The sequence below is a fragment of the Amycolatopsis orientalis DSM 40040 = KCTC 9412 genome, from assembly GCF_000478275.1.
Lineage (GTDB): Bacteria > Actinomycetota > Actinomycetes > Mycobacteriales > Pseudonocardiaceae > Amycolatopsis > Amycolatopsis orientalis.
On record NZ_ASJB01000041.1, the window covers coordinates 1 to 20062 of the forward strand.

The 20062-nt window shown below is 68.1% G+C and carries 21 protein-coding genes; 6 read left to right on the plus strand and 15 right to left on the minus strand.

Annotated elements, in window-relative coordinates:
• Window positions 1-83 precede the first annotated feature (83 nt).
• The 4 genes from L324_RS10405 to L324_RS10420 all read right to left on the minus strand — a co-directional run bounded on the left by L324_RS10405 (window position 84) and on the right by L324_RS10420 (window position 3169).
• Entirely contained in the window at window positions 84-806 is a 723-nt protein-coding gene (locus L324_RS10405) for a DedA family protein (protein WP_037306046.1), read from the minus strand.
• A 53-nt stretch (window positions 807-859) separates the two neighbouring features.
• Entirely contained in the window at window positions 860-1282 is a 423-nt protein-coding gene (locus L324_RS10410; protein WP_037306047.1) for a hypothetical protein, read from the minus strand.
• A gap of 17 nt (window positions 1283-1299) precedes the next feature.
• Window positions 1300-2502 carry an N-acetylglucosamine-6-phosphate deacetylase gene (nagA, locus tag L324_RS10415; protein WP_037306048.1) on the minus strand — a complete coding sequence of 401 codons (1203 nt, stop codon included), beginning with the start codon at window positions 2500-2502 and terminating at the stop codon, window positions 1300-1302.
• Window positions 2503-2593: 91 nt separating this feature from the next.
• Window positions 2594-3169, minus strand: coding sequence for a SigE family RNA polymerase sigma factor (locus tag L324_RS10420; RefSeq protein WP_007032484.1), 576 nt, complete (start codon window positions 3167-3169; stop codon window positions 2594-2596).
• Between the two features lie 141 nt (window positions 3170-3310).
• Between L324_RS10420 and L324_RS10425 the strand changes: the two genes are divergently transcribed.
• Window positions 3311-3595 (plus strand): YciI family protein, encoded by a 285-nt coding sequence (locus L324_RS10425; protein WP_037306089.1) that lies wholly within the window; start codon window positions 3311-3313, stop codon window positions 3593-3595.
• Between the two features lie 4 nt (window positions 3596-3599).
• Here L324_RS10425 and L324_RS10430 read toward each other — a convergent pair whose 3' ends face one another.
• The 6 genes from L324_RS10430 to L324_RS10455 form a co-directional block, all read right to left on the minus strand.
• On the minus strand, window positions 3600-4595 hold the full coding sequence (locus tag L324_RS10430) for a PDR/VanB family oxidoreductase (protein ID WP_037306049.1): 996 nt from the start codon (window positions 4593-4595) through the stop codon (window positions 3600-3602).
• Window positions 4592-5470, minus strand: coding sequence for a metal-dependent hydrolase (locus L324_RS10435; RefSeq protein WP_037306050.1), 879 nt, complete (start codon window positions 5468-5470; stop codon window positions 4592-4594). Before L324_RS10435 ends, L324_RS10430 begins: the two co-directional genes overlap by 4 nt.
• Window positions 5467-6939, minus strand: a complete 1473-nt coding sequence (locus L324_RS10440) for a flavin-containing monooxygenase (RefSeq protein WP_037306051.1) — start codon at window positions 6937-6939, stop codon at window positions 5467-5469. Before L324_RS10440 ends, L324_RS10435 begins: the two co-directional genes overlap by 4 nt.
• An 81-nt stretch (window positions 6940-7020) precedes the next feature.
• Entirely contained in the window at window positions 7021-7494 is a 474-nt protein-coding gene (locus tag L324_RS10445; protein WP_037306052.1) for a pyridoxamine 5'-phosphate oxidase family protein, read from the minus strand.
• Window positions 7495-7502: 8 nt separating this feature from the next.
• Window positions 7503-8393: an SDR family oxidoreductase gene (locus tag L324_RS10450; protein WP_037306053.1), complete on the minus strand. Its 891-nt coding sequence runs from the start codon at window positions 8391-8393 to the stop codon at window positions 7503-7505.
• Between the two features lie 148 nt (window positions 8394-8541).
• A complete protein-coding gene (locus L324_RS10455; RefSeq protein WP_037306054.1) occupies window positions 8542-9453 on the minus strand; it encodes an aldo/keto reductase in 912 nt (303 codons plus the stop codon).
• Window positions 9454-9503: 50 nt separating this feature from the next.
• Between L324_RS10455 and L324_RS10460 the strand changes: the two genes are divergently transcribed.
• Together L324_RS10460 and fbaA are read left to right on the plus strand one after the other, a co-directional pair.
• The gene (locus L324_RS10460; RefSeq protein ID WP_037306055.1) at window positions 9504-10325 is read left to right on the plus strand and encodes an LLM class F420-dependent oxidoreductase; all 822 of its coding nucleotides are present in this window, start codon (window positions 9504-9506) and stop codon (window positions 10323-10325) included.
• Between the two features lie 83 nt (window positions 10326-10408).
• The gene (fbaA, locus tag L324_RS10465; protein WP_037306056.1) at window positions 10409-11440 is read left to right on the plus strand and encodes a class II fructose-bisphosphate aldolase; all 1032 of its coding nucleotides are present in this window, start codon (window positions 10409-10411) and stop codon (window positions 11438-11440) included.
• A gap of 95 nt (window positions 11441-11535) precedes the next feature.
• Here fbaA and L324_RS10470 read toward each other — a convergent pair whose 3' ends face one another.
• On the minus strand, window positions 11536-12753 hold the full coding sequence (locus L324_RS10470; RefSeq protein WP_037306057.1) for a hypothetical protein: 1218 nt from the start codon (window positions 12751-12753) through the stop codon (window positions 11536-11538).
• A gap of 393 nt (window positions 12754-13146) precedes the next feature.
• Between L324_RS10470 and L324_RS10475 the strand changes: the two genes are divergently transcribed.
• Entirely contained in the window at window positions 13147-13554 is a 408-nt protein-coding gene (locus L324_RS10475) for a DUF3151 domain-containing protein (RefSeq protein WP_037306058.1), read from the plus strand.
• 68 nt (window positions 13555-13622) lie between these two features.
• Here the strand turns inward: L324_RS10475 and L324_RS10480 are convergent, their stop codons facing one another.
• Window positions 13623-14849, minus strand: a complete 1227-nt coding sequence (locus L324_RS10480) for a lipase family protein (protein WP_037306060.1) — start codon at window positions 14847-14849, stop codon at window positions 13623-13625.
• A gap of 134 nt (window positions 14850-14983) precedes the next feature.
• On the opposite strand from L324_RS10480, the gene L324_RS10485 reads away from it, so the two are divergent.
• On the plus strand, window positions 14984-15565 hold the full coding sequence (locus L324_RS10485; RefSeq protein ID WP_081736285.1) for a TetR/AcrR family transcriptional regulator: 582 nt from the start codon (window positions 14984-14986) through the stop codon (window positions 15563-15565).
• Window positions 15566-15578: 13 nt separating this feature from the next.
• Here L324_RS10485 and L324_RS10490 read toward each other — a convergent pair whose 3' ends face one another.
• Window positions 15579-16892 (minus strand): GGDEF domain-containing protein, encoded by a 1314-nt coding sequence (locus L324_RS10490; protein ID WP_037306063.1) that lies wholly within the window; start codon window positions 16890-16892, stop codon window positions 15579-15581.
• A gap of 201 nt (window positions 16893-17093) precedes the next feature.
• On the minus strand, window positions 17094-18347 hold the full coding sequence (locus L324_RS10495) for an MFS transporter (protein WP_037306064.1): 1254 nt from the start codon (window positions 18345-18347) through the stop codon (window positions 17094-17096).
• Between the two features lie 37 nt (window positions 18348-18384).
• Between L324_RS10495 and L324_RS42240 the strand changes: the two genes are divergently transcribed.
• Entirely contained in the window at window positions 18385-18741 is a 357-nt protein-coding gene (locus tag L324_RS42240; RefSeq protein ID WP_152546788.1) for a hypothetical protein, read from the plus strand.
• Between the two features lie 109 nt (window positions 18742-18850).
• Here L324_RS42240 and L324_RS10500 read toward each other — a convergent pair whose 3' ends face one another.
• The gene (locus L324_RS10500) at window positions 18851-19981 is read right to left on the minus strand and encodes an LLM class flavin-dependent oxidoreductase (protein WP_037306065.1); all 1131 of its coding nucleotides are present in this window, start codon (window positions 19979-19981) and stop codon (window positions 18851-18853) included.
• Window positions 19982-20062 lie beyond the last annotated feature (81 nt).

Here is a 20062-nt window from a genome sequence, read left to right on the forward strand (position 1 = left end):
TCTCGCGCGGCGAAGGGCGCTTTCCCCGCATGCGATGCGGGGAAAGCGCCCTTCAGCCCCGAGTCACAACCCGGGCGAACGCGTCAGTCGCGGATCCGCGGGATCTGCTGCGTGATGTCCTCGGCGGTGTCGGCGACGATGCCGGTCGCGGTGGCGCCGTGCTTCTTCTCGCGGCGCGACTTCAGGTACTCGAGCACGATCGGCACCACCGACACCAGCACGATCAGGATGAAGATCGCGTCGATGTTGTCGCGGATGAACGGGATGTCGCCGAGCAGGTGGCCGAGCGCGGTGATCCCGGCGGCCCACAGGACGCCGCCGATGACGGTGTAGGTGAAGTACTTCTTCGGGTCCATCTTGCCGATGCCCGCGATCCAGGTGATGAACGTCCGCACGAACGGCACGAACCGCGCCAGCACGACCGCCTTCGGACCGTGCTTCTCCAGGAAGGCGTGCGTCTGGTCGACGTACTTCTTGTTGAAGAACTTCGAGTCCGGGTTGCGGAACAGCCAGGGCCCGATCTTCCAGCCGAGGCCGTAGCCGAGCAGGTTGCCGAGCAACGCCGCGACCGTGACCAGGACGCAGACCAGCCAGAGTGGGGCTTCGATCTTGTTGGACGCGATGAGCAGGCCCGCGGTGAACAGCAGGGAGTCACCGGGCAGCACCGGGAAGATGCTGCTCTCGATGAAGATGATCAGGCAGAGCACCGTGATGACCGGGACGGTCAGCCCGCTCAGCAGGTGCATCGGGTCCAGCCACTCCGGCAGGAGGCCCATCGTCGTCACGTTGTTCTGCGCCAGGATCACACCAAAACGGTACAGGGTGACGCTGAGTGGCCTGACCCGACGGGGAACGCCGCTCAGATCAGCGTGAGCAGCCCGATCACCGAACCGGCGGCCAGTCCCAGCAGCACGGCCAGCAGCAACACCCAGTACGCGGGCAACGGCGCACTGCCGGGCGAAGGGGCCGGAGGCGGCATCGGGCGTTCCGCCAGCCTGGCCGTTTCCGCGTCCTCCAGCGCGACGCGCTCCCGTTCGAGCGAGTCGGCACCCGCGCCGGACAGGAGCCCGTACTGCAGCGGCAGCTCACCCTCCCCCGGAGACGCGGACGGAGACGGCTCGGCGGCGACCGGAACCTCATCGGTGTCCGAATTACTCTCGGTGTCCGATTCGGCCGGCTTCTCGGTGGACGCTTCGGCGATCCGTTCCGCCGAAGGAGCGAAGACGGCCTGAGCGCGAAGGGCATCGGCCAGGAGCTTCTCCGGGTCCTTGGGCTCGCTCATCCGTACTCCTCTCGCCGCTACCCGTCGCTGACCGACACACCGCCTTCGACCGCGCCGCTCAGCGGGGCCGTGGCGCTCAATGTAGCCGCAGCCTCGTCCTCGACCCACTCGCCCTGGCGCAGCACCTTGACCGGCCGCAGGTCGCGGTCGAGCACGACGACGTCGGCCGCGAGGCCGGCGCGCAGCGACCCGGTCCGGTCGGCGAGACCGAGCAGTTCGGCCGGCCGCCCGGAGGTCGCGCGGACGGCGTCGAGCAGGTCGATGCCCGCGCCGCGGACCAGATTGCGGAAGGCCGCGTCCATGGTCAGGGTGCTGCCCGCCAGCGAACCGTTCCCGGCCAGCGTGGCGACGCCGTCGCGGACGTCGACTTCGAGGCGGCCGAGGATGTAGCTGCCGTCGGCGGCGTCGGTGGCCGACATGGCGTCGGTGATGAGCACTGTCCGGCCCTTGCCCGCGTGATGGGCGGCCAGCCGCAGCACCGTCGGGTGCACGTGGACGAGGTCGCAGATCAGCTCGACGGTGATCCGCTCGTCGTCGAGGAGGGCGCCGATCGGGCCCGGCTCGCGGTGGTGGAGCGGCCGCATGGCGTTGAAGAGGTGCGTCGCGACGGAGGCGCCGGCGTCGATCGCCGGGACGATCTGGTCTTCGACGCCGTCGGTGTGCCCGATGGCGGCGATGACGCCCGATTCGGCCAGTTGCCGGACCGCCTTGATCCCGCCGTGCAGTTCGGGGGCGAGGGTGACCATCCGGATGTCGCCGCGCCCCGCGGTGAGCAGCGCGTTGACCGTCGCCGTGTCCGGTTCGATCAGCGTCGCCGGGTCGTGTGCCCCGCAGCGTGCCTTCGAGATGAAGGGTCCTTCGAGGTGAATGCCGGCAAGTTCACCCTCTTGGACCAGCTCTCGAAGGGCCGCGATCTGGTCTCGGAGCACCGGAATGGGGTCCGAGACGAGACTGCCGAGCATGGTCGTGGTCCCGTGCCGCCGATGCGCGCGCACGGCGCGGTACAGCTCCTCGGGGTTGGCGCTGGAGAACGACCCACCCCCACCGCCATGGCAGTGGGTGTCGACGAAGCCGGGCACGACCAGGCACCCGTCGACGTCCACGCGGTCGATGTCCGGGGGTGTCCCGGAACCGACTTGGACGATCTTGTCGCCGGCGATGGCCAGCCAACCGTCGTCGAGTACACGGTCCGGGGCGACGACCCGGCCGCCCACGATCACGAAATCTCCGGCGCCTCTCACGCCCCCCAGCATATATTGGTCTGGACCAAGCATGGCGGCACAACCCAGCGCTCGAGAGTGAGGCCGGGTGTCAGTTCGGCGACTGCATCGCTTTCTGCAGTGCCTCCAGCGCCCGGCTGGCGGTTGACTTAACGGTACCTTTCGAAATCCCGGCGGCCTCCGAGATTTCGGCCTCACTCAGCCCACCGTAGTAACGGAGTACCAGAACTTCACGCTGACGCGGGGGCAGTTTGGACAAAGCGCTCACCACGGCCTGATGTTCACTCGACAGCATGGCGAGACTTTCGGCCGAACGCGCGTTGACGGCGTGCGGTGCGACGTACTCGCGAGCGGTCTTGCGGCGCCGCAGCACGCTGCGTGATCCGTTGACCACGGCGGTGCGCAGGTAGCCGACGGCCGCGGCGGCGTCACGCAGGCGTCCCCAGTTGCGGTGCAGCCCGGTGAACGCCTCCTGGACGACGTCCTCGGCGGTCGCGGGTTCGTCCACGAGCAGGATGGCCAGCCGGACGAGCCGCATCCGATGCTGGCGATAGAGATCCTCAAGGGTCAGCGGTGCCGCAGGCGGCGGTGGCGTGACCGGTCCGTCCATGGTGCGCAAGTGGCCGAGGGTCGCCTCGACACTGCGTTCCGCATTGCCCTCGAGCATGTACCCCTACCTGTTCATTTACCCCTTTGAAGCACAACCTGTGCGTGGCGCTCGATCAGCGTATCGGGTGGGGCAGGAGTCCTGCCTGATCGGATCCTGAGAAGCTGGGGGCGTCTGTCGGAACGACCCTTGGAGACGTCGATGGCCTGGTTCCTGGTGGAGATCACGTACGTGCAGGAGAAGCTGGCGGACGTGCGTCCCCGGCACCGGAAGTTCCTCTCCGACCTCGCCGACCAGGGCGTTGTCGCGCTCGGCGGGCCGCTGGGCGACGGCTCCGGTGGCATCTCGATGTACCAGGCGGCCGACGAGACGGCGTTGCTCGAGATCATCGACCAGGATCCGTACCACCTCGAAGGCGTTGTGGCGAAGCGGACCGTCCGCGAGTTCAAGCCGGTGATCGGCGCCTGGATCCCCAAGGAAGCCTGACGGCTCAAAGGTCGAGGGTGACCGGCTCGCGTTCGACGCAGACCCGGACGCGGTCGCCGGTCACCGTCGGCAGCTCGCAGGTCCCGCAGAATCCCTGGCGGCACGAATACGCGATGCCGGGCACGGTTTCGCGCAGGACGTCGAGTGTCGTCCGGTCGGCGGGCACGTCCAGCGTCACGCCGCTGCGGGCCAGTGCGACGCGGAACGGCTTGCCGCCGACGATCGGCGGCGTCGAGAACCGCTCGAAGAACACCGGGCCGGTCGTGTGCAGCGCCGCGTCCGTGCGGACACCGACGATCATCGGAACCGGGCCACAGCAGTAGATCGGCGCGCCTTCCGGCGCCCCTTCGAGAAGTTCGGCGCCGGAAGCGGGCATCCCGTAGTCCGTGTCCGGCCGGATCCAGACCCGGTCTCCGAATCCGGACAATTCCTCCAGGAACGGCATCGAAGCCTCGTCGCGACCGGTGTAGACCAGTCGCCAGTCCGCGCCGGAAGCGGCCGCCTGCCGCACCATCGGCAGGATCGGCGTGATCCCGATACCGCCCGCGATGAACAGGTAAGCCCGGCTCGCGACGAACGGGAACGCGTTGCGCGGGCCGCGAGCGGTGACGCGCGCGCCCTTCTTGAGCGCGTGCACCGCCGTCGATCCCTCGCCGAGCAACCGGACGCCGACGCGGTAGGCCGAGCGGTCGTCCGGGTCGCCGCACAGGGAGTACTGGCGGACCAGCCCCGGCCGCGGCGCGAGATCGACATGCGCGCCGGGCCGCCAGCGCGGCAGTTCCTCGCCGCGCTCGTGGACCAGCCGCAGGCTGACGACGCCTTCGGCCTCGGTGCGGAGATCGTCGACCACCAGCGGGAGATCACGGTCGACGGCGACCACCGGCGGACGACGGCGGCCGCTCACGCCGCTGAGCCTGCGGTACACCGCCACGACACCGGTCAGCGACGACATCAGCCGGTCGGTCCGGCCGCTGCCGTCGAGCCGCAGCGGGCGCGTCATCGTGGTTCGTCGGCGGCCAGCGCGGCCGGGGAACGCGCGAGATACGCGACGGCCTGATCGGTGTCGCCGGTCTCGGTGGGGTGATAGGACTTCCGGAAGTACGGCCGGATCTCGCGCAACAACTGCCTTCCCGACGGCAGCAGGCCCAGCTTCGCCACCCGGAGATAGGTGCGGAAGCTCGCCTTGCCTGGCCGGGTCGGGTCGTTGCGCATCAGGAACCTGGTGCCCCGCAAGAAGACCCACGCGAGCACCGGCGTCACCACGAGCATGCTGCGCACGCGACGGCCGTAGCGTCCGTCGAGGTGCATGAACAGGTCGAAGGCGACCGAGCGGTGCTCGACCTCTTCGGCGCCGTGCCAGCGCAGGAGGTCCAGCATCGTCGGGTTCGCACCCGCGGTGTCGAGGGCTTCGGCGTCGAGGATCCATTGGCCGAGGAACGCGGTGTAGTGCTCGATCGCGGCGATGACGGCGAGCCGTTCGATCAGCCATTCCTCGCGCCGCTTGGCGGACAGCGGGCGATCGCCGAGCAGGCGGCGGAACATCCACTCCATCTGCGCGATGTACGGCCGTACGTCGACGCCTGCCGCTTCGAGATGTCCGGCCGCCCCGTCATGCGCCTCGGCGTGCATGGCCTCCTGGCCGATGAAGCCGAGGACGTCCTCCTTGAGCCGCTCGTCGCGGATCAGCGGAACGGCCTGCTTGAACACCTCGACGAACCAGCGTTCGCCCTCCGGCAGCGCCAGATGCAGCACGTTGATCGTATGCGTGGCCTGCGGCTCGCCGGGGATCCAGTGCATCGGCAGCGACGCCCAGTCGAATTTGACGTCGCGCGCGTGCAGGACGATCTGCTCGTGCTCGTCGCGCCGATCCGTCATGACGCCCTCCCGCTGAGTTCGAAGTCGCTCGGGTCGACCTTGCGGGTCTCAAGCCAGTAGCGCCAGGTGAAGCCGGGCCAGATCGTGCGGTTGACGCCCTTCGCGTCGAGGTACCAGCTCTTGCAGCCGCCCTGCGTCCACACGCCCCTGACCAGCTTGTCCTGGATCTCCCGCTGGAACTTCTCCTGGACACCGGCGCGGACGTCGAGTGCCGCGGCTCCGCGCGAGTCGGCGAGCTTGATCGCGTCGACGACGTAGCGCGCCTGCGATTCGATCATGAACACCACGGAGTTGTGCCCCAGCGCGGTGTTCGGGCCGAGGAGGAAGAACAGGTTGGGGAAGCCGGAAACGCTGATGCCCTTGTGCGTGCGCATCCCCTCGGCGGCCCATTCCTTGGCGAGGTCGCGGCCGTCGATCCCGGTGATGTCCAGGTATTCCAAGGCATCCGTGACCTTGAACCCGGTGCCGTAGATGATCGCGTCGACCTCGTGCTCGACGCCGTTGCCGTCGACGACGCTGTGCGCCTTGACCTCGCGCACGCCGTCGGTGTTGACGTCCACATTGGACCGGTTGATCGCCGGGTAGTAGTCGTTGGAGATCAGCACCCGCTTGCAGCCCATGGTGTAGTCCGGGGTGACCTGCTTGCGCAGCACGGGATTCTTGATGCTGCGGGCGATATGCCGCCGCGCGACCAGTTCGCCCGCCTTCATCAGCGCGGGGTGGCCGTTGAAGCCGATCGCCCGTGCTTCGAGGAACCAGTAGAGCGCGTTGCGGTAAAGCCGTTGCACGCCGGGGACGCGGCGGAACGCGGTCTTGGCCCAGCCCGGCATGGCGTGGTCGGGCTTCGGCATGATCCACGGCGGTGTGCGCTGGAACAGCGTCAGTTCGGCGACCTCGGGGGCGATCTCCGGGACGAACTGGATCGCGCTGGCGCCGGTGCCGACCACGGCGACCTTCTTGCCGCGCAGGTCGTATTCGTGGTTCCACTGCGCGGAATGCCAGGTCTGGCCCTTGAACTTCTCGATCCCGGGCAGCTTGGGGACCTGCGGGATGTGCAGGCCGCCGACGCCGGAGACGACGAACTGGGCCTCGATGTCCTGGCCGGTTTTGGTGTGGACGTGCCAGCGGCGCGTGGTGTCGTCCCAGGTGGCGCCGGTGAGTTCGACACCGAACCGGATCTTGCGGCGCAGCCGGTACTTGTCGGTGACGTCCTTGAGGTACTGGAAGATCTCCGGCGCCGGCGAGAACGACCGCGACCAGTCCGGGTTCTGCTCGTAGGAGAACGAGTACATATGGGACTGCACGTCGCAGGCGCAGCCGGGGTACGAGTTGTCGCGCCACGTACCGCCGACTTCGTCCGCCTTCTCCAGGATGACGTAGTCCCGGATTCCGGCCTTTTCGAGCTGGATGGCCTGGCCGAGCCCGGAGAACCCGGTGCCCACGATCACGACCTTGAATCGCTCGGTCATCTGGCAATCCTCCACTTCGAGGCGTTCGTGCCCAGATGACGTTACCGGAAGTAACAGTTACTTGCTAGTACTCCCTACCAGTCAGTACGTCCCGCCGAGCTTCGTGTGATCCCAGCTCACGGTCTTGGTCGGCCGGAAAATCAGCCCGATTCGCTTCGGGGCCTGCTTGCCGATGAAGCCCGTGAGCTCGTCGGGCACCGGATCGCCCGGCTTCGCTCCCGCGTAGCGCTGCATGAGCTGGATACCCATCTGGGTGACCACGGCCGTATCGGTGATGACCTCGACGTCGGCTTCAAGGGAGATCCCGCGCAGCTTGTCGTAGCTGTCGCCGTCCTCGATGAGCACGGTGGCGCGTGGGTCGCGTTCCAGGTTCTTGGCCTTCTGGGACGAGCCGTAGGTCCAGGTCGCGATGCCCGCTTCGTGCGGGTAGTACCAAAGCGGCGCGAGATGCGGGCGGCCGTTCGGGCCGATCGTCGCGACGTTGATGACCTTCTGCTCGTCGAGGAAGGCGGTGAGTTCGTCGGGGGTCATGCGGATCTGGTCGCGACGGGACATGCGCGGTCTCAGCCCTTCTTCGTGGCGGCCCGGCCTGCCTGACCGGTTATCGAAGATTCGTACGCGCCGCGCTGCTCGATGTCCACGAGTGCGGCCGCGTCGGCCTTCTTGATCCGGCTCTTCGCGCCGATCTCGATGATCGGCGGCAGGAACGCGCGGATCAGCTTGAGCCCGCCGACCCAGCGGGGCACGTGCACGGTGCGGGCGCGTTTGTTGACCCCGGCCTGGAGGTGGTCGAGCGCGACGGACAGCGGGTAGGTCTTGCCGAGCAGGCCGGGCATGCCGGTGCGGAGCTTGCCGAAGACGGGGTGCTTGTCGGCGCTCTCGACGAGGTCGGTGCGGATCCAGGTCGGATGCGCGACGCCGACCTTCACGCCGAGATGCGCGACTTCGGCGCGGAAGCTGTTGCAGAACGCCTCGACACCGGCCTTCGCGGCGGCGTAGTTGGCCATGCCGGGCGCGTGGGTGATCGCGGCCAGCGAGGAGATCGCGAGCAGGTAGCCCTTGCGGTCGATGACATGCGGGAGGGTGACGCGGAAGGTGCGCCAGACGCCGAGGAGGTCGACCTCGATGACCTTCTCGAAGGCGGCCGGATCCACCGACCGGACGAAACCGGAGGTCGCGATGCCGGCGTTCGCGATGACGATGTCGATCCCGCCGAAGTGCTCGACGACGCCCGCGGTGGCCCGCTCGAGGTCGTCCCAGCTGGTGACGTCGGCTTCCCAGGCATGTGCGCTGGGGCCGATCTTGTCGGCGACGGCCTGCTGTTCCTTGGCTTCGATGCCGACCAAAGCGACCTTCGCGCCCTGTGCGGCCAGGCGTTCGGCGAGCCCCGCGCCGATGCCCCTGGCGGCGCCGGTGATCAGGACGACCTTGCCGTTCACGCTGTTCTTGGCCACGTTGCCTCCTCGTCCGAGCCCTACGGCTTTCGGACGGTACCTCAACCTACCCGGAGTAAGCTACCCACAAGTAAGTACGCATTTCGTCCTCTGGATGCGGTAGTCGGTGGTGCCGACTACCGCATCCAGAGGACGAAATGCATGGGTTTCAGGCCGAGGCGGCGGTGAGGGCGTCGACCTCCTCGGCGGTCAGGGCGAGGTCGGCCGCGGGCAGGAGGTCGTTCAGCTGCTCGACCGAGCGGGCGCTCGCGATGGGCGCGGTGACGGTCGGCCGGGCGAACAGCCACGCGAGCGAAACCGCCGCGACCGAGACGCCGCGGTCGGCCGCGATCTCGTCGAGCGCCGAGAGGACGCGCTCGCCGCGTTCGTCCAAGTAGGACGAAGCGCGGGCGGCGCGCGGGCTGTCGCCGATGCTCTCCTTCGACCGGTACTTCCCGGCCAGGAAACCCTTGGCCAGCGCGAAATACGGGAGGACGGTCAGCCCTTCGCGCTCGACTGTCGGCGCCAGGTCACGCTCGTAGTCGCGCTCCACGAGGTTGTAGTGCGGCTGGAGCGCGACGTACTTCGCCAGTCCTTCACGGTCCGAAATGGACAGTGCTTCGCTCAGTCGCTCCGCGGAGTAGTTCGATGCCGCGATGTAGCGGACCTTGCCCGCGCGCACGAGCGCGTCGAAGGCGCGCAGCGTCTCTTCGATCGGGGTCTCCGGATCGTCGATGTGCGCGTAGTAGAGGTCGATGTGGTCGGTCCGGAGCCGTCGCAGCGAGTCTTCGGCCGCCGCCGCGATGTTCGCCGCGGACAGCCCCTTCCGCTCGTCCCACATGCCGGTCTTGGTCGCGATGACGACGTCGTCGCGGCGGCCGCGCTTGGCCAGCCAGTCGCCGATGATCGTCTCGGAACCGCCGCCCGAATAGAGGTCGGCGCTGTCGATGAAGTTGCCGCCCGCCGCCGTGTAGGCGTCGAGGACGGCGAACGACTGCTGCTCGTCCGCGGTCCAGCCGAAGACGTTCCCGCCGAGGTTGATCCCCCGGACGTCGAGGTCGGTGTTGCCGAGTTTCGCCATGTCCCGAACTTAAGGGAAGACATCCGGGGGCATCGGTGTTGGCTCGGATCATGGGACTCGAACTCGGCAGAATCGGCATCTGGCAGCTCGAAGGCGTGCTCACCCCCGAGCTCGCGCGTGAGGTGGAAGAACTCGGCTACGGCACCATCTGGATCGGCGGCTCACCGTCGGGAGACCTCGCGAAGGCGGAGGAACTCCTCGACGCGACGAAGACGATCAAGGTGGCCACCGGCATCGTCAACATCTGGCAGGACGACGCGGCCACGGTCGCCGAGTCGTACAAGCGCATCGAAGCGAAGCACCCGGGCCGTTTCCTGCTCGGGATCGGCGCCGGGCACCGCGAGCACACCGCGGAGTTCAAGAAGCCGTACACCGCGCTGGTCGAATACCTCGACGCTCTCGACGCCGCCGGAGTGCCGGTCGAAGCCCGTGCGCTCGCGGCTCTCGGCCCGAAGGTGATCAAACTCGCAGGAGACCGCACCGCGGGGGCCCACCCGTACCTGATGACGCCCGAGCACACGCGCCAGGCACGGGAGATCCTCGGTGAGGGACCGCTGCTCGCGCCCGAGCAGAAGGTCGTCCTCGAGACCGATCCGGCGAAGGCCCGCGAGATCGGCCGGGCGACCGTGAAGTTCTACCTCGGCCTGGTCAACTACACGAACTCCCTGCGGAAACTCGGTTTCACCGACGAGGACCTGACCGGCGAGGGCAGCGACAAGCTGGTCGACGCGCTGGCCGTCCACGGCGACGCCGAGACGATCGCCCGCGGCGTCACCGCGCATGTCGAAGCCGGCGCGGACCACGTGAACATCCAGGTACTGAACCAAGACCCCCTGCCGGTCTATCGGGCGCTCGCCGCGGTCCTTCTCTGACGCGACGGCTGTAGGCACCTCCCGGCCGACCTCGTACGATGCGGCCGAGAGGTGCACCAGCCTGCTTCGAGGAGGAGTAAACGATGCCCATCGCCACCCCCGAGGTCTACGCGGAGATGCTCGACCGGGCGAAGGCGAACGAATTCGCCTACCCGGCCATCAACGTGACCTCGTCGGAGACCCTGAACGCCGCCATCCGCGGGTTCGCCGAGGCGGAGAGCGACGGGATCATCCAGTTCTCCACCGGCGGCGCGGAGTTCGCGTCCGGCCAGAAGGTCAAGGACATGGTGACCGGCTCGGTCGCGCTCGCCGAGTTCGCCCAGGTCGTCGCCGCCAAGTACGACGTCAACGTCGCACTGCACACCGACCACTGCCCGAAGGACAAGCTCGACGGCTTCGTCCGCCCGCTGATCGAGATCTCGGCCGAACGGGTCAAGAACGGTCAGCACCCGCTGTTCCAGAGCCACATGTGGGACGGCTCCGCGATCGACCTCGACGAGAACCTCGAGATCGCGCAGGAACTGCTCGCCAAGGCCGCCGCCGCGAACATCATCCTCGAGGTCGAGATCGGCGTCGTCGGTGGCGAGGAAGACGGCGTCGAGGCGGAGATCAACGAGAAGCTGTACACCGCCGAGGGCGACTTCCTGAAGACGATCGACGCGCTCGGTTCCGGCGAGAACGGCCGCTACCTGCTGGCCGCGACCTTCGGCAACGTGCACGGCGTCTACAAGCCGGGCAACGTGAAGCTGCGCCCGGACGTGCTCAAGGGCGGCCAGGAGGCGGCGTCGAAGAAGCTCGGCCTCCCGGCCGGCTCGAAGCCGTTCGAGCTGGTCTTCCACGGCGGTTCCGGCTCGCTGCCCGAGGAGATCCGCGAGGCGGTGTCCTACGGCGTGGTGAAGATGAACGTCGACACCGACACGCAGTACGCCTTCACCCGCCCCGTCGTGGACCACTTCTTCAAGAACTACGACGGCGTGCTGAAGATCGACGGCGAGGTCGGCAACAAGAAGGTCTACGACCCGCGTAGCTACCTCAAGGCCGCTGAGGCCGGTATGGCCGCGCGCGTCGTCGAGGCGGCCCAGTCGCTGGGTTCGGCGGGCAACAAGCTCTCCTGACCAGAACGCATTTAGTCCTCTAAATGCGGAAGTACGTGAAGGCCCCCTTCGTTGCGTCTAGCGCGATGAAGGGGGCCTTCACGTACTTCAGAGGCTCAGGCGGCCGGGAGCGTCGTCTTCTCGCGGCGCTTCGCCAGCAGCGAGTTCACCGCCCGCGTCCCCGGTCCGGCGGCGGCCCACAGCGCACCGACCCCGACCAGGCAGACCGCGGCCGTCCAGTAGGCCACCGGCGGCGCCGACTCGGTATGCGCGTCGCCGAGGATCCACGGCCGGAACTGCGACTGCACCCACAGCATCCCGTAGCCGAACGCCGTCACCAGCAGCGCGCCGGCACCCGCCGTCAGCAGCGGATGCCCCCGGCCGATGCGGAACGCCAGGTCCACCGCGAGACCGACGGCGAGCAGGTAGAACGGCACGACCGAGACCGGGAAACCCATCCCGAGCAGCAGCGGCCACATGACCAGCCGGTAGCCGAGGTAGACGGCGGCGACCGTCGTACCGGCCCAGCGGAAACCGGTCGTGTGCCGCGCCAGCGCGAAGATCAGCGCCATCACGCCGATGCCCCACAGCGGGTAGACCCAGTCGTCGATCGGCATCGTGAAGTACTCGACGGCCACCTGGTCGACCGGATGCCCGATCTGGTTCGCGGCGAAGTTCAGCAGTTCGGGCTCGGCTTCGGGCGCGCCGCGCTCCCAGGCGCGCAGCCCGAGGATGCCGTACTCCTGCTGGCCGTTCGGGAAGAACGTGTTCTCCAGGAAGAACGCCCACAGTCCGATCAGGACCCCGGTGCGCGCCCGGCCGGGCTTGGCGTACTTCAGCCAGCCCATGATCACGCCGGCCTGCATGATGCCCGTGCCGATGTAGAGCATCATGTGCGACGGGCTCCACGCGGTCAGGTCGAGGCCGTTGACGCGGTGGTTGATGACGTCCAGCGGTGCCGCGATCAGGAAGACCACGAGCCCGATCTGCATCAGCCGCAGTGACCGCCGGTCGGCGCCCATCCCGGTGTAACTGTGGATCGCGACGAGCACCATGATGATCACCGTCCCGACGGTGTTGATCAGGTGCGGCGGGGCGAGGTCGTCCCGGAGCCACATGAAATGCCACGACATGTCCCAGGACGAGCCCACCAGTTTGAAGGCGAACGCGGCGAGCCACATGCTGTAGCAGAAGTTCAGCACCCAGTCCGGCGTCGCCTGTCCCGGCGCGCCGCGGTGCCAGTGGAGCTTGAAGAACAGCCTCGTCTTCGCGATGGGGCTGCGGGGGATGACACCCGGCGAAAGGTCCCCGGTCACTTCTGTCGCCTTTGTCATGCGGCACATCTTCCCTGCTCCAGATCACGGGACGGGCATTCGGGGTCGAAAATCGGGGTTCACCCGTAGGGGTGGCGGAGTTGCGGCCGGCGTGCGAAGCAGGGCAAGGTGTGCCGCCATGATGCCGAAACGACTTGTCGCGGCGGTCCTCGTCGCCGCTCTGGTGCTCGCCGGTGGGGGCATTCTCGGGAGCCTGTTCTTCTAGTCACAGTGTTGCTGATCGCGCGCTGACGAAAGCTCGCCGAAGGGGCGCAGTTTCGTACTCCGGTCGAGTGGTTCGCAAAGGCGCCCCTTCATCGAGCTTTCGTGGCCTTCGGCCGAGCGAGGGCGCGCGATGTGAAGTCTCCGTCGGGCGCAGGGCGCCCTTGGGGAGACCGTTGGCAAGATGGGCGTATGACGAACCTCCTCGGCCCCCAGCCGACGCATCTCCCCGAGCACACCGCCGCGCAGGCGGCTCTGGACGCCGGGAGCGACCCGGCCGCCGTCGCCGCCGAGCACCCCGACTACAGCGAGGCGTGGGCCTCGCTCGCCGAGAAGGCGCTCGACGCCGGCGAAACCGTCGCCGCGTACGCCTACGCTCGCACCGGTTACCACCGCGGTCTCGACCAGCTCCGCCGCGCGGGCTGGAAGGGCCACGGTCCGGTGCCGTGGTCGCACCGTCCCAACCAGGGTTTCCTGCGTTCCCTCGCCGTCCTCGGCAAGGCCGCCGGCAAGATCGGCGAGACCGAGGAGTACGACCGCTGCAAGACCTTCCTCAGCGACTCGGACCCGGCCGCCGCGGAAGCCACCGGCCTCAAGTAGCGCGCTATGAAAGGTCCTTTCCTTGCAAATTTCGCAAGGAAAGGACCTTTCATGGCACTCGGCGCCCCCTAGAACAGCCCGCAGTTCCCCACGGCCGGAAGCCCCGCGAAGCGCCCCTCAAGCCAGGCGAAGGCCTCCGGGAACGCCCGGATGGCCCCGCCGACGTGCGTCGGGACCAGCGAAGTCGAGAACTGCACCTTCGCGCCCTTCGCGCACCACGAGCGCGCCATGGTCCGTCCCTGCGCGTAGGGGACGATGTCGTCGAGTGCACTGTGGACGACCAGCGTCGGCACACCCGGCTTCCGCGCCCCGATGAGCTGCTCGCCGACCCGCGTCTTGTACGGCTCCTCGCCGAGGTACGCGGTCAGCGGCCTGCCGTCCTTGGTCAGGTCCTTCGACTGGGTGAACGCGTGCGCGAAGATCGCGTCGCCGGTGCACTCCTGCTTGACCTTCTCGAACGCTTCGGCGCCCTTCGCGTTCAGCAGGGCCGGGATGTTCAGCTCCGGATACGCCGCGTCCATGCTGACCAGCGTGAAGCCGAGGAATCCGAACGCGTAGTGGCCGTCGATGTTCTTGCCGACCTCGGCCAGATCCGCCGGGACGGCGCCCGCGTAGGAGCCCTTCAGGGCGAGTTCGGGGGCGTACGACGGTTGCAGTTCGGCGGCCGACGCCGACGCCCCGCCGCCCTGCGAGTAGCCCGCGGTCGCGACCGGACCGCTGTCGGGGAGGTTCGCTTCGGGCAGCCGCTGTGCCGCGCGGATCGAGTCGAGGACGGCGTTGCCCTCGGCGACGCGGTTGACGTAGGTGTGGACGCCGGGGGTGCCGAGTCCTTCGTAGTCGGTGACGACGACGCCGTAGCCGCGAAGCAGCAGCCCGGCGATGAAGGGCCCTTCGTACTCCATGCCCGCGGCAAGGGCCTTCGACGGCGCGCACTGGTCGCCGACGCCCTGTGTCCCGGCGGCGTAGCCGACGACGGGCCGCTCGCCGGGGCCGGTCCAGGCCTTCTTCGGGGTGAGGACGGTGCCGGTCACGGCGTTGGGCCTGCCGTGCGTGTCGGTGCTGCGGTACATGATCCGCTGGACGTCCGCGTCGGCTTTGATGAGTTTCACGGGATCCACGTAGAAGGTGGACGGTTCGTGCCGGATGATGTCGCCGGGAGCACCCGCGGGCAGCGGCGACGGGGGGTCGTAGAAGGACGGGGCGGCGCTGGCCTGTGGTGCCCCGAAGGTCAGCAGTGCCGCGACGGTGGCCGCTGAGACGGCGGCGGGCACACCACGCCGGGATCCTGGACGCATGCTTGCTCCTCGTTGAGCACAAACATTTTCGACAGGGATGTCGGAAAAGAGAGTCAGTGAGGTGGCGCACGATGTCAAGTCCCGCGCCGAGAGGGAGACCCCGCAAACTCCCGATCGGCGAGCAGCGCGCGCGGGTGCTGAGCGCGGCGGCCGGGGTCTTCGCGGTACACGGCGCGCAGGCCGCGACGATCGAACAGATCGCCCGGCGCGCGGGCGTGTCCCGCCAGGCCGTCTACGAGCAGTTCGGCGACCGCACGACGCTGTTCGCCGAGGTCGTGGCGGATATCGAGGAGCGGGCCTTCGAGGCGATCGGCGCGCCCGCGCTCGACGTCTCGCAGCCCGAACTCCGGTCGTGGGCGCGCGGCAACTACGCCAACATGTTCGCCTTCGTCGCGGCGAATCCCGAGGCGTTCCCCGTGCTGCGCGAGGCGGAACGCCTGGGCGATCCGGCCCTCACCCGGCTGCGGGAACGCCTCGCCGGCGTCTACACCGAGGCGAGCCGACAGCGCTGGGCCAGCCACGGCGTCGACTCGGGCCGCGCGGACAAGGCGCTGGTCACCTTGTTCTTCGCGATGACCGAAGCGCTCGTCCAGGCGAGCTGGGACGGCGAGCCGCCCGACGCGGACGCGCTCATCGACCTGCTCACCGAGTTCACCGTCGGAGGCGTGGTACGTCTTCGGACCGCGGCCGCCGACGTGATGGAAAGGCTGAAATAGCCCAGGACACGACCTACGCCGCGACGGCCTCCAGCAGGGGCTCTTCGACGGTCGTCGCCAGATCCGGCGAAGACACGACGCGGTTGCGCCCGTTGCGTTTCGCCGCGTAGACCGACGCGTCGGCCGAGGCCATCACCTCGTCGATCGTCCGGCCGTCGAGCGGGAAGGTCGCGACGCCGACGGACGCGGTCCGCTGCTCGATGACCACGTGGTTGCCCTCGTTGTCCTGCGTCTTGATGACCATTTCGCTGATCCGCTGGCGGATGCGCTCGGCGACCGCGACGGACTCCTGCTTCGACGACGATGTCAGGAGCACGACGAATTCCTCCCCGCCGAAGCGGCCGGCGAGGTCCTGCGTCCGGGTCTCGGCCTTGACCAGCGCCGCGACGCCCTTGAGCACGTCGTCGCCCGCCAGGTGACCGTAGGTGTCGTTGATGCTCTTGAAGTGGTCGAGGTCGATCATCAGCGCGCCGAACTGGCCGTTCTCGCGTTCGGCGCGGGCGACCTCACGGACGGCGCCCTGCTGCCAGGTGGTGGCGTTGAGCAGCTGCGTCTTCTGGTCGGTGGTGGCGAGTTCTTCGAGCTGCTTGATCAGCACCGAACGCTGCAGCAGGTACAGCGGAAGGAAGACGAGCAGGACGAGCACCGGCTGGTGCGGCAGCACGGCGAGGACCAGCGCGCCGATGCAGACCGTGGAGGCTTCGAGGATGTTGTCGTCCCAAGAGCCGAGGAGAGTCTGGACCGAAGCCTTCGTCGGCGCCGCGAAGTAGAGGCCGGTTCCGGTGAAGACGGCGTTCATCAGGAAGAAGGCCAGGCTGGCGGCGCAGATCGAGGTCACCGACTCAGGGGCGGCCCCGACCACCTGCACGGCCGCCCAGGCGGCGAACGCGGTGAGCGTCATCGATGTGGCGTTCGCCACAGTCCGGTGTGGATTGACCGTCCGGAGGCCCGCCCAGCTGCGGTATCCGAGGTGCAGATAGATCACGGTCACGAGAAGCGCGGTGAGCTGGGGCGGAAGCAGGATCGCGCCCGGAAGCACCCAGACCGACGTCATGTTGATGTGCGGCGTGACGCTCATGCTGCGCCGTTGCCGTTCGATCCGGCGGGTCGCCTCGGTGTGCGCGATCGCCAGCCCGGCGAGCAGGAAACACAACAAGACCTGCGAAGACGTGATGGAGATCGATGCGGCGAGGACCCCCGTCAGTGCCAGCATCGTCGCCACCGAGATCCCGGTGTAGGCGATCCAGTGTTTCGGCCTCTTCCACAGCTCCCACGTCGCTACCGTGAGAGCCGAACGATGTCCAGCGCGTTCCTCCGATGTGATCATCTTTCCCCCTGACTCTTGCGTCATTCTCCGAAACCCCCTACTTACCGACAGCTTCCACCGACTTGCGGGCTGTCGACAAGCTCCCTAGGTGTGTACTTTTCTCTGAGAGGCCGAGGGAAAGGTGCCAGCGATGGCCGGTAGGGATCAGTGAGCTGGGCGCGGGCCTACGGGCCGCGCGAGTGAGCCGGCGCGTGGAACACCTCAATGTTCCGCGCGTGCGGCGTCTTTCTCCTGCCATCTGTCCGGGTTCTTGGTGAGGTTCCGCCACCAGCTCAGCGCGAGCGGGATCGTCAGCACCAATCCCGCAAGACCGAAGACGCCGACAGTCGACTGCGGACCGATCTGGTCGGCGAGAATGCCGCCGATCAACGGGCTCACGCCCATCGTCGTGGTCAGCCCGGTGTTCGAAAGGCCCATCACCTGAGCCCTGCTCTCGTCCGGCACCGCCAGCGTCAAGGACGCCGTCGCCTGCATGAGCGCGACAGTGCCGAAACCACCGCAGATCACGAACAACACGATCGACGACACCGGACCCGGCTGCAGGAAGCACAGCAACAGCGGGATCGCCGTCAGCGCCGAAAGCGGCCCGATCAGCTTCGGCCGGATGTGCGCCGGGACCCAGCGCGAGTAGATGTACGCGCCGATCACACTCCCGAGTGGATCGGCGGCCAGCAGGAGCCCGATGACCTGGGGGCCGCCACCCGACGCCTCGGCGTAGGGCGCCGCGATGCCCTCGTACACCGGCAGCAGGCCCATCAGCCAGGTGAACAGCAGCAGCGCCCGCAGGCCGGAGCTGGCGAAGATGATCTTCCCGCCCGAGCCGATGGAGGCGAAGAACGACTTGCGCTTCTCGCCCGTCGCCGCGGCGGGGCGCGCGGCCAGCCCCAGCCGGACGAACAGCGCCGAGATCAGGAACGTGACGGCGTCCAGCGCGAGCGCGATATGGGGTTCGAGCGCGGTCAGCAGGAAACCGCCGCCCGCGAAACCCGCCAGCTGCGCCGATTGGACGGTCATGCTGCGGACGGCCATGCCGACGACGAACCGGTCGCCTTCGAGGATCTGCGGCAGCAACGCCAGCTGGGCGGCCTTGAACGGCGGGTTCAGCAGCGAGACGGCGCCGACGAGGACGCACAGGACCCAGAACGGCAGCACCGGGACGGCGACGAGCGCGATCAGCGCGGCCCGCAGCAGGTCCACGACCACCATCACGGTCCGCCGGGGGAAGCGGTCCGCGAAGCCGGTGAGGAAGATGCCGCCGAGCAGCGACGGGGCGTAGGTCAGCGCGTAGGTGAGGCCGGTGAGGGTCGCGGAGCGGGTTTCGGTGAAGACGAGGACCGAGAGCGCGACCCTGGCGAGCTGGTCGCCGAAGATCGAGAACAGCTCGGCGAACCAGAGCGAACGGAACTCGGTTACACCGAACACCTCGCGGTAAGTGACCCGTCCGGCCGAAGCCATGCTGCCCCCAATAGGGTCCTTATTACGCGACAAACTCGTGACCGAGAGTAACGCGGTCACGAGCTCGTCACGAAGCGTCATTCGTTCACGTAAGTGTCTCCTGACTGTTCGTGATTGGCTAGGTTCTTTCGCCGGGTTTCTGGAGTTAGAGATCTTTTTCGATGGCGATCGGCCGGGAGCCGCCGGGATCGCCGTCGTCCGCGGCGATGTCCCGATGGTCGGTACCGCGGTCCAGACCAGCGGTTTTCGGCTGTTTCGCGCTTGTCGTCAGGAAAATTCGGGTGCGGCCGCGTTGTCCGGCTTCGGATTCCGGCTTCGCGACGAAGATCCGCGCGGACCCGCGCCGCCGGTGTGGGGAGCGGGGGCCGATCCGCGCTTCGGCTTCGCTGTGTGATCGTCGTAACGTTCGAACACAATGCAGAGGCTATCCGCCAAAAGGATGATCAAGTCGCCGTCCGGTCGGGTGAACGGCTCGGCCGGATAGCGGTTGATCCCCGTGAGCGTCAGCCGTCGACCGCGAGCAGTTCCCGGGCCGAGGCCCCCTTCGCGGCGTCGCGTTTGGCGACCTCTTCGCGCACGATCGGGATGACGTGGCGGCCGAAGTCGATCGTGTCGCCGAGCATGTCGTACCCGCGTGCCGAGAGGATGTCGACGCCGAGGTCGTAGTAGTCGAGCAGGGCCTGCGCGACGGTTTCGGGCGTGCCGACCAGCGCGGTGGAGTTCCCGGCGCCACCGGTCGCGGCCGCGGTGGGCGTCCACAGCGCCCGGTCGAAGCGTTCACCCGCCGCGGCGACCGCGAGCAGCCGCCGCGAGCCGGTGTTCTCCGGATTCGTGAGCGAATGCCGCCTGGTCAGCTGCTTGCCCCCGGTCGTCCTCGCCTTGATGGCGTCGACCGTGCGGTAGGCCTTCTCCCAGGCGAGTTCCTCGGTCGGCGCGATGATCGGGCGGAACGCGACCTGGATCCGCGGGACGTCGGTCCGCCCGGCCGCCTTCGCCGCGGCCTTGACGGCCTCGATCTGCTCGGCGGTCTGCGCGAGGGGCTCGCCCCAGAGGCAGAAGATGTCCGCTTCGGCCCCGCCCGCCGCGTACGCGGCCGGAGACGAGCCGCCGAAGGACACGCCTGGACGTGGTTGCTGCACAGGATGGACATCGAGGACGAAGTCAGCGAAACGGTAGTGCTCGCCTTCGTGATCGAAGGGCTCTTCGGACGTCCACGCCTGCTTCACGATCTGGATGTACTCACGCGTGCGTGAATAGCGCTCGTCCTTCGTGAGGTAGTCGCCTTCGCGCTGCTGTTCGTGGTCGCTGCCGCCGGTGATGAAGTGGACGGTGAGCCTGCCGTCCGAGAGCTGGTCCAGCGTGGCGAACGTCTTCGCCGCGAACGTCGGATACGAGACGTTCGGCCGATGTGCCAACAGGATCTGGAGTTTGTCGAGCTTCGCCGCGACGTGGGCCGCCGCCTGCGCGGGATCGGGTCCGCTGGAGCCGTAGGCGAACAGCACCCTGTCCCAGCCGAACTCCTCGTGTGCCCGCGCGAGGCGCAGCGTGTAGTCCTTGTCGAAGACGCCGCCCGACCGCGGATGCGTCTCCGAACCGTCGTTGGTGCCTCCGATACCCAGGAATTCGACCGGCATCGTCCGTCCCTTCCGTTGGCTTCCCCCGATCGACGGGTACGCCCGTTCTTCCAGCTGTGGCAACGAGTTCCGCTCCTTGAG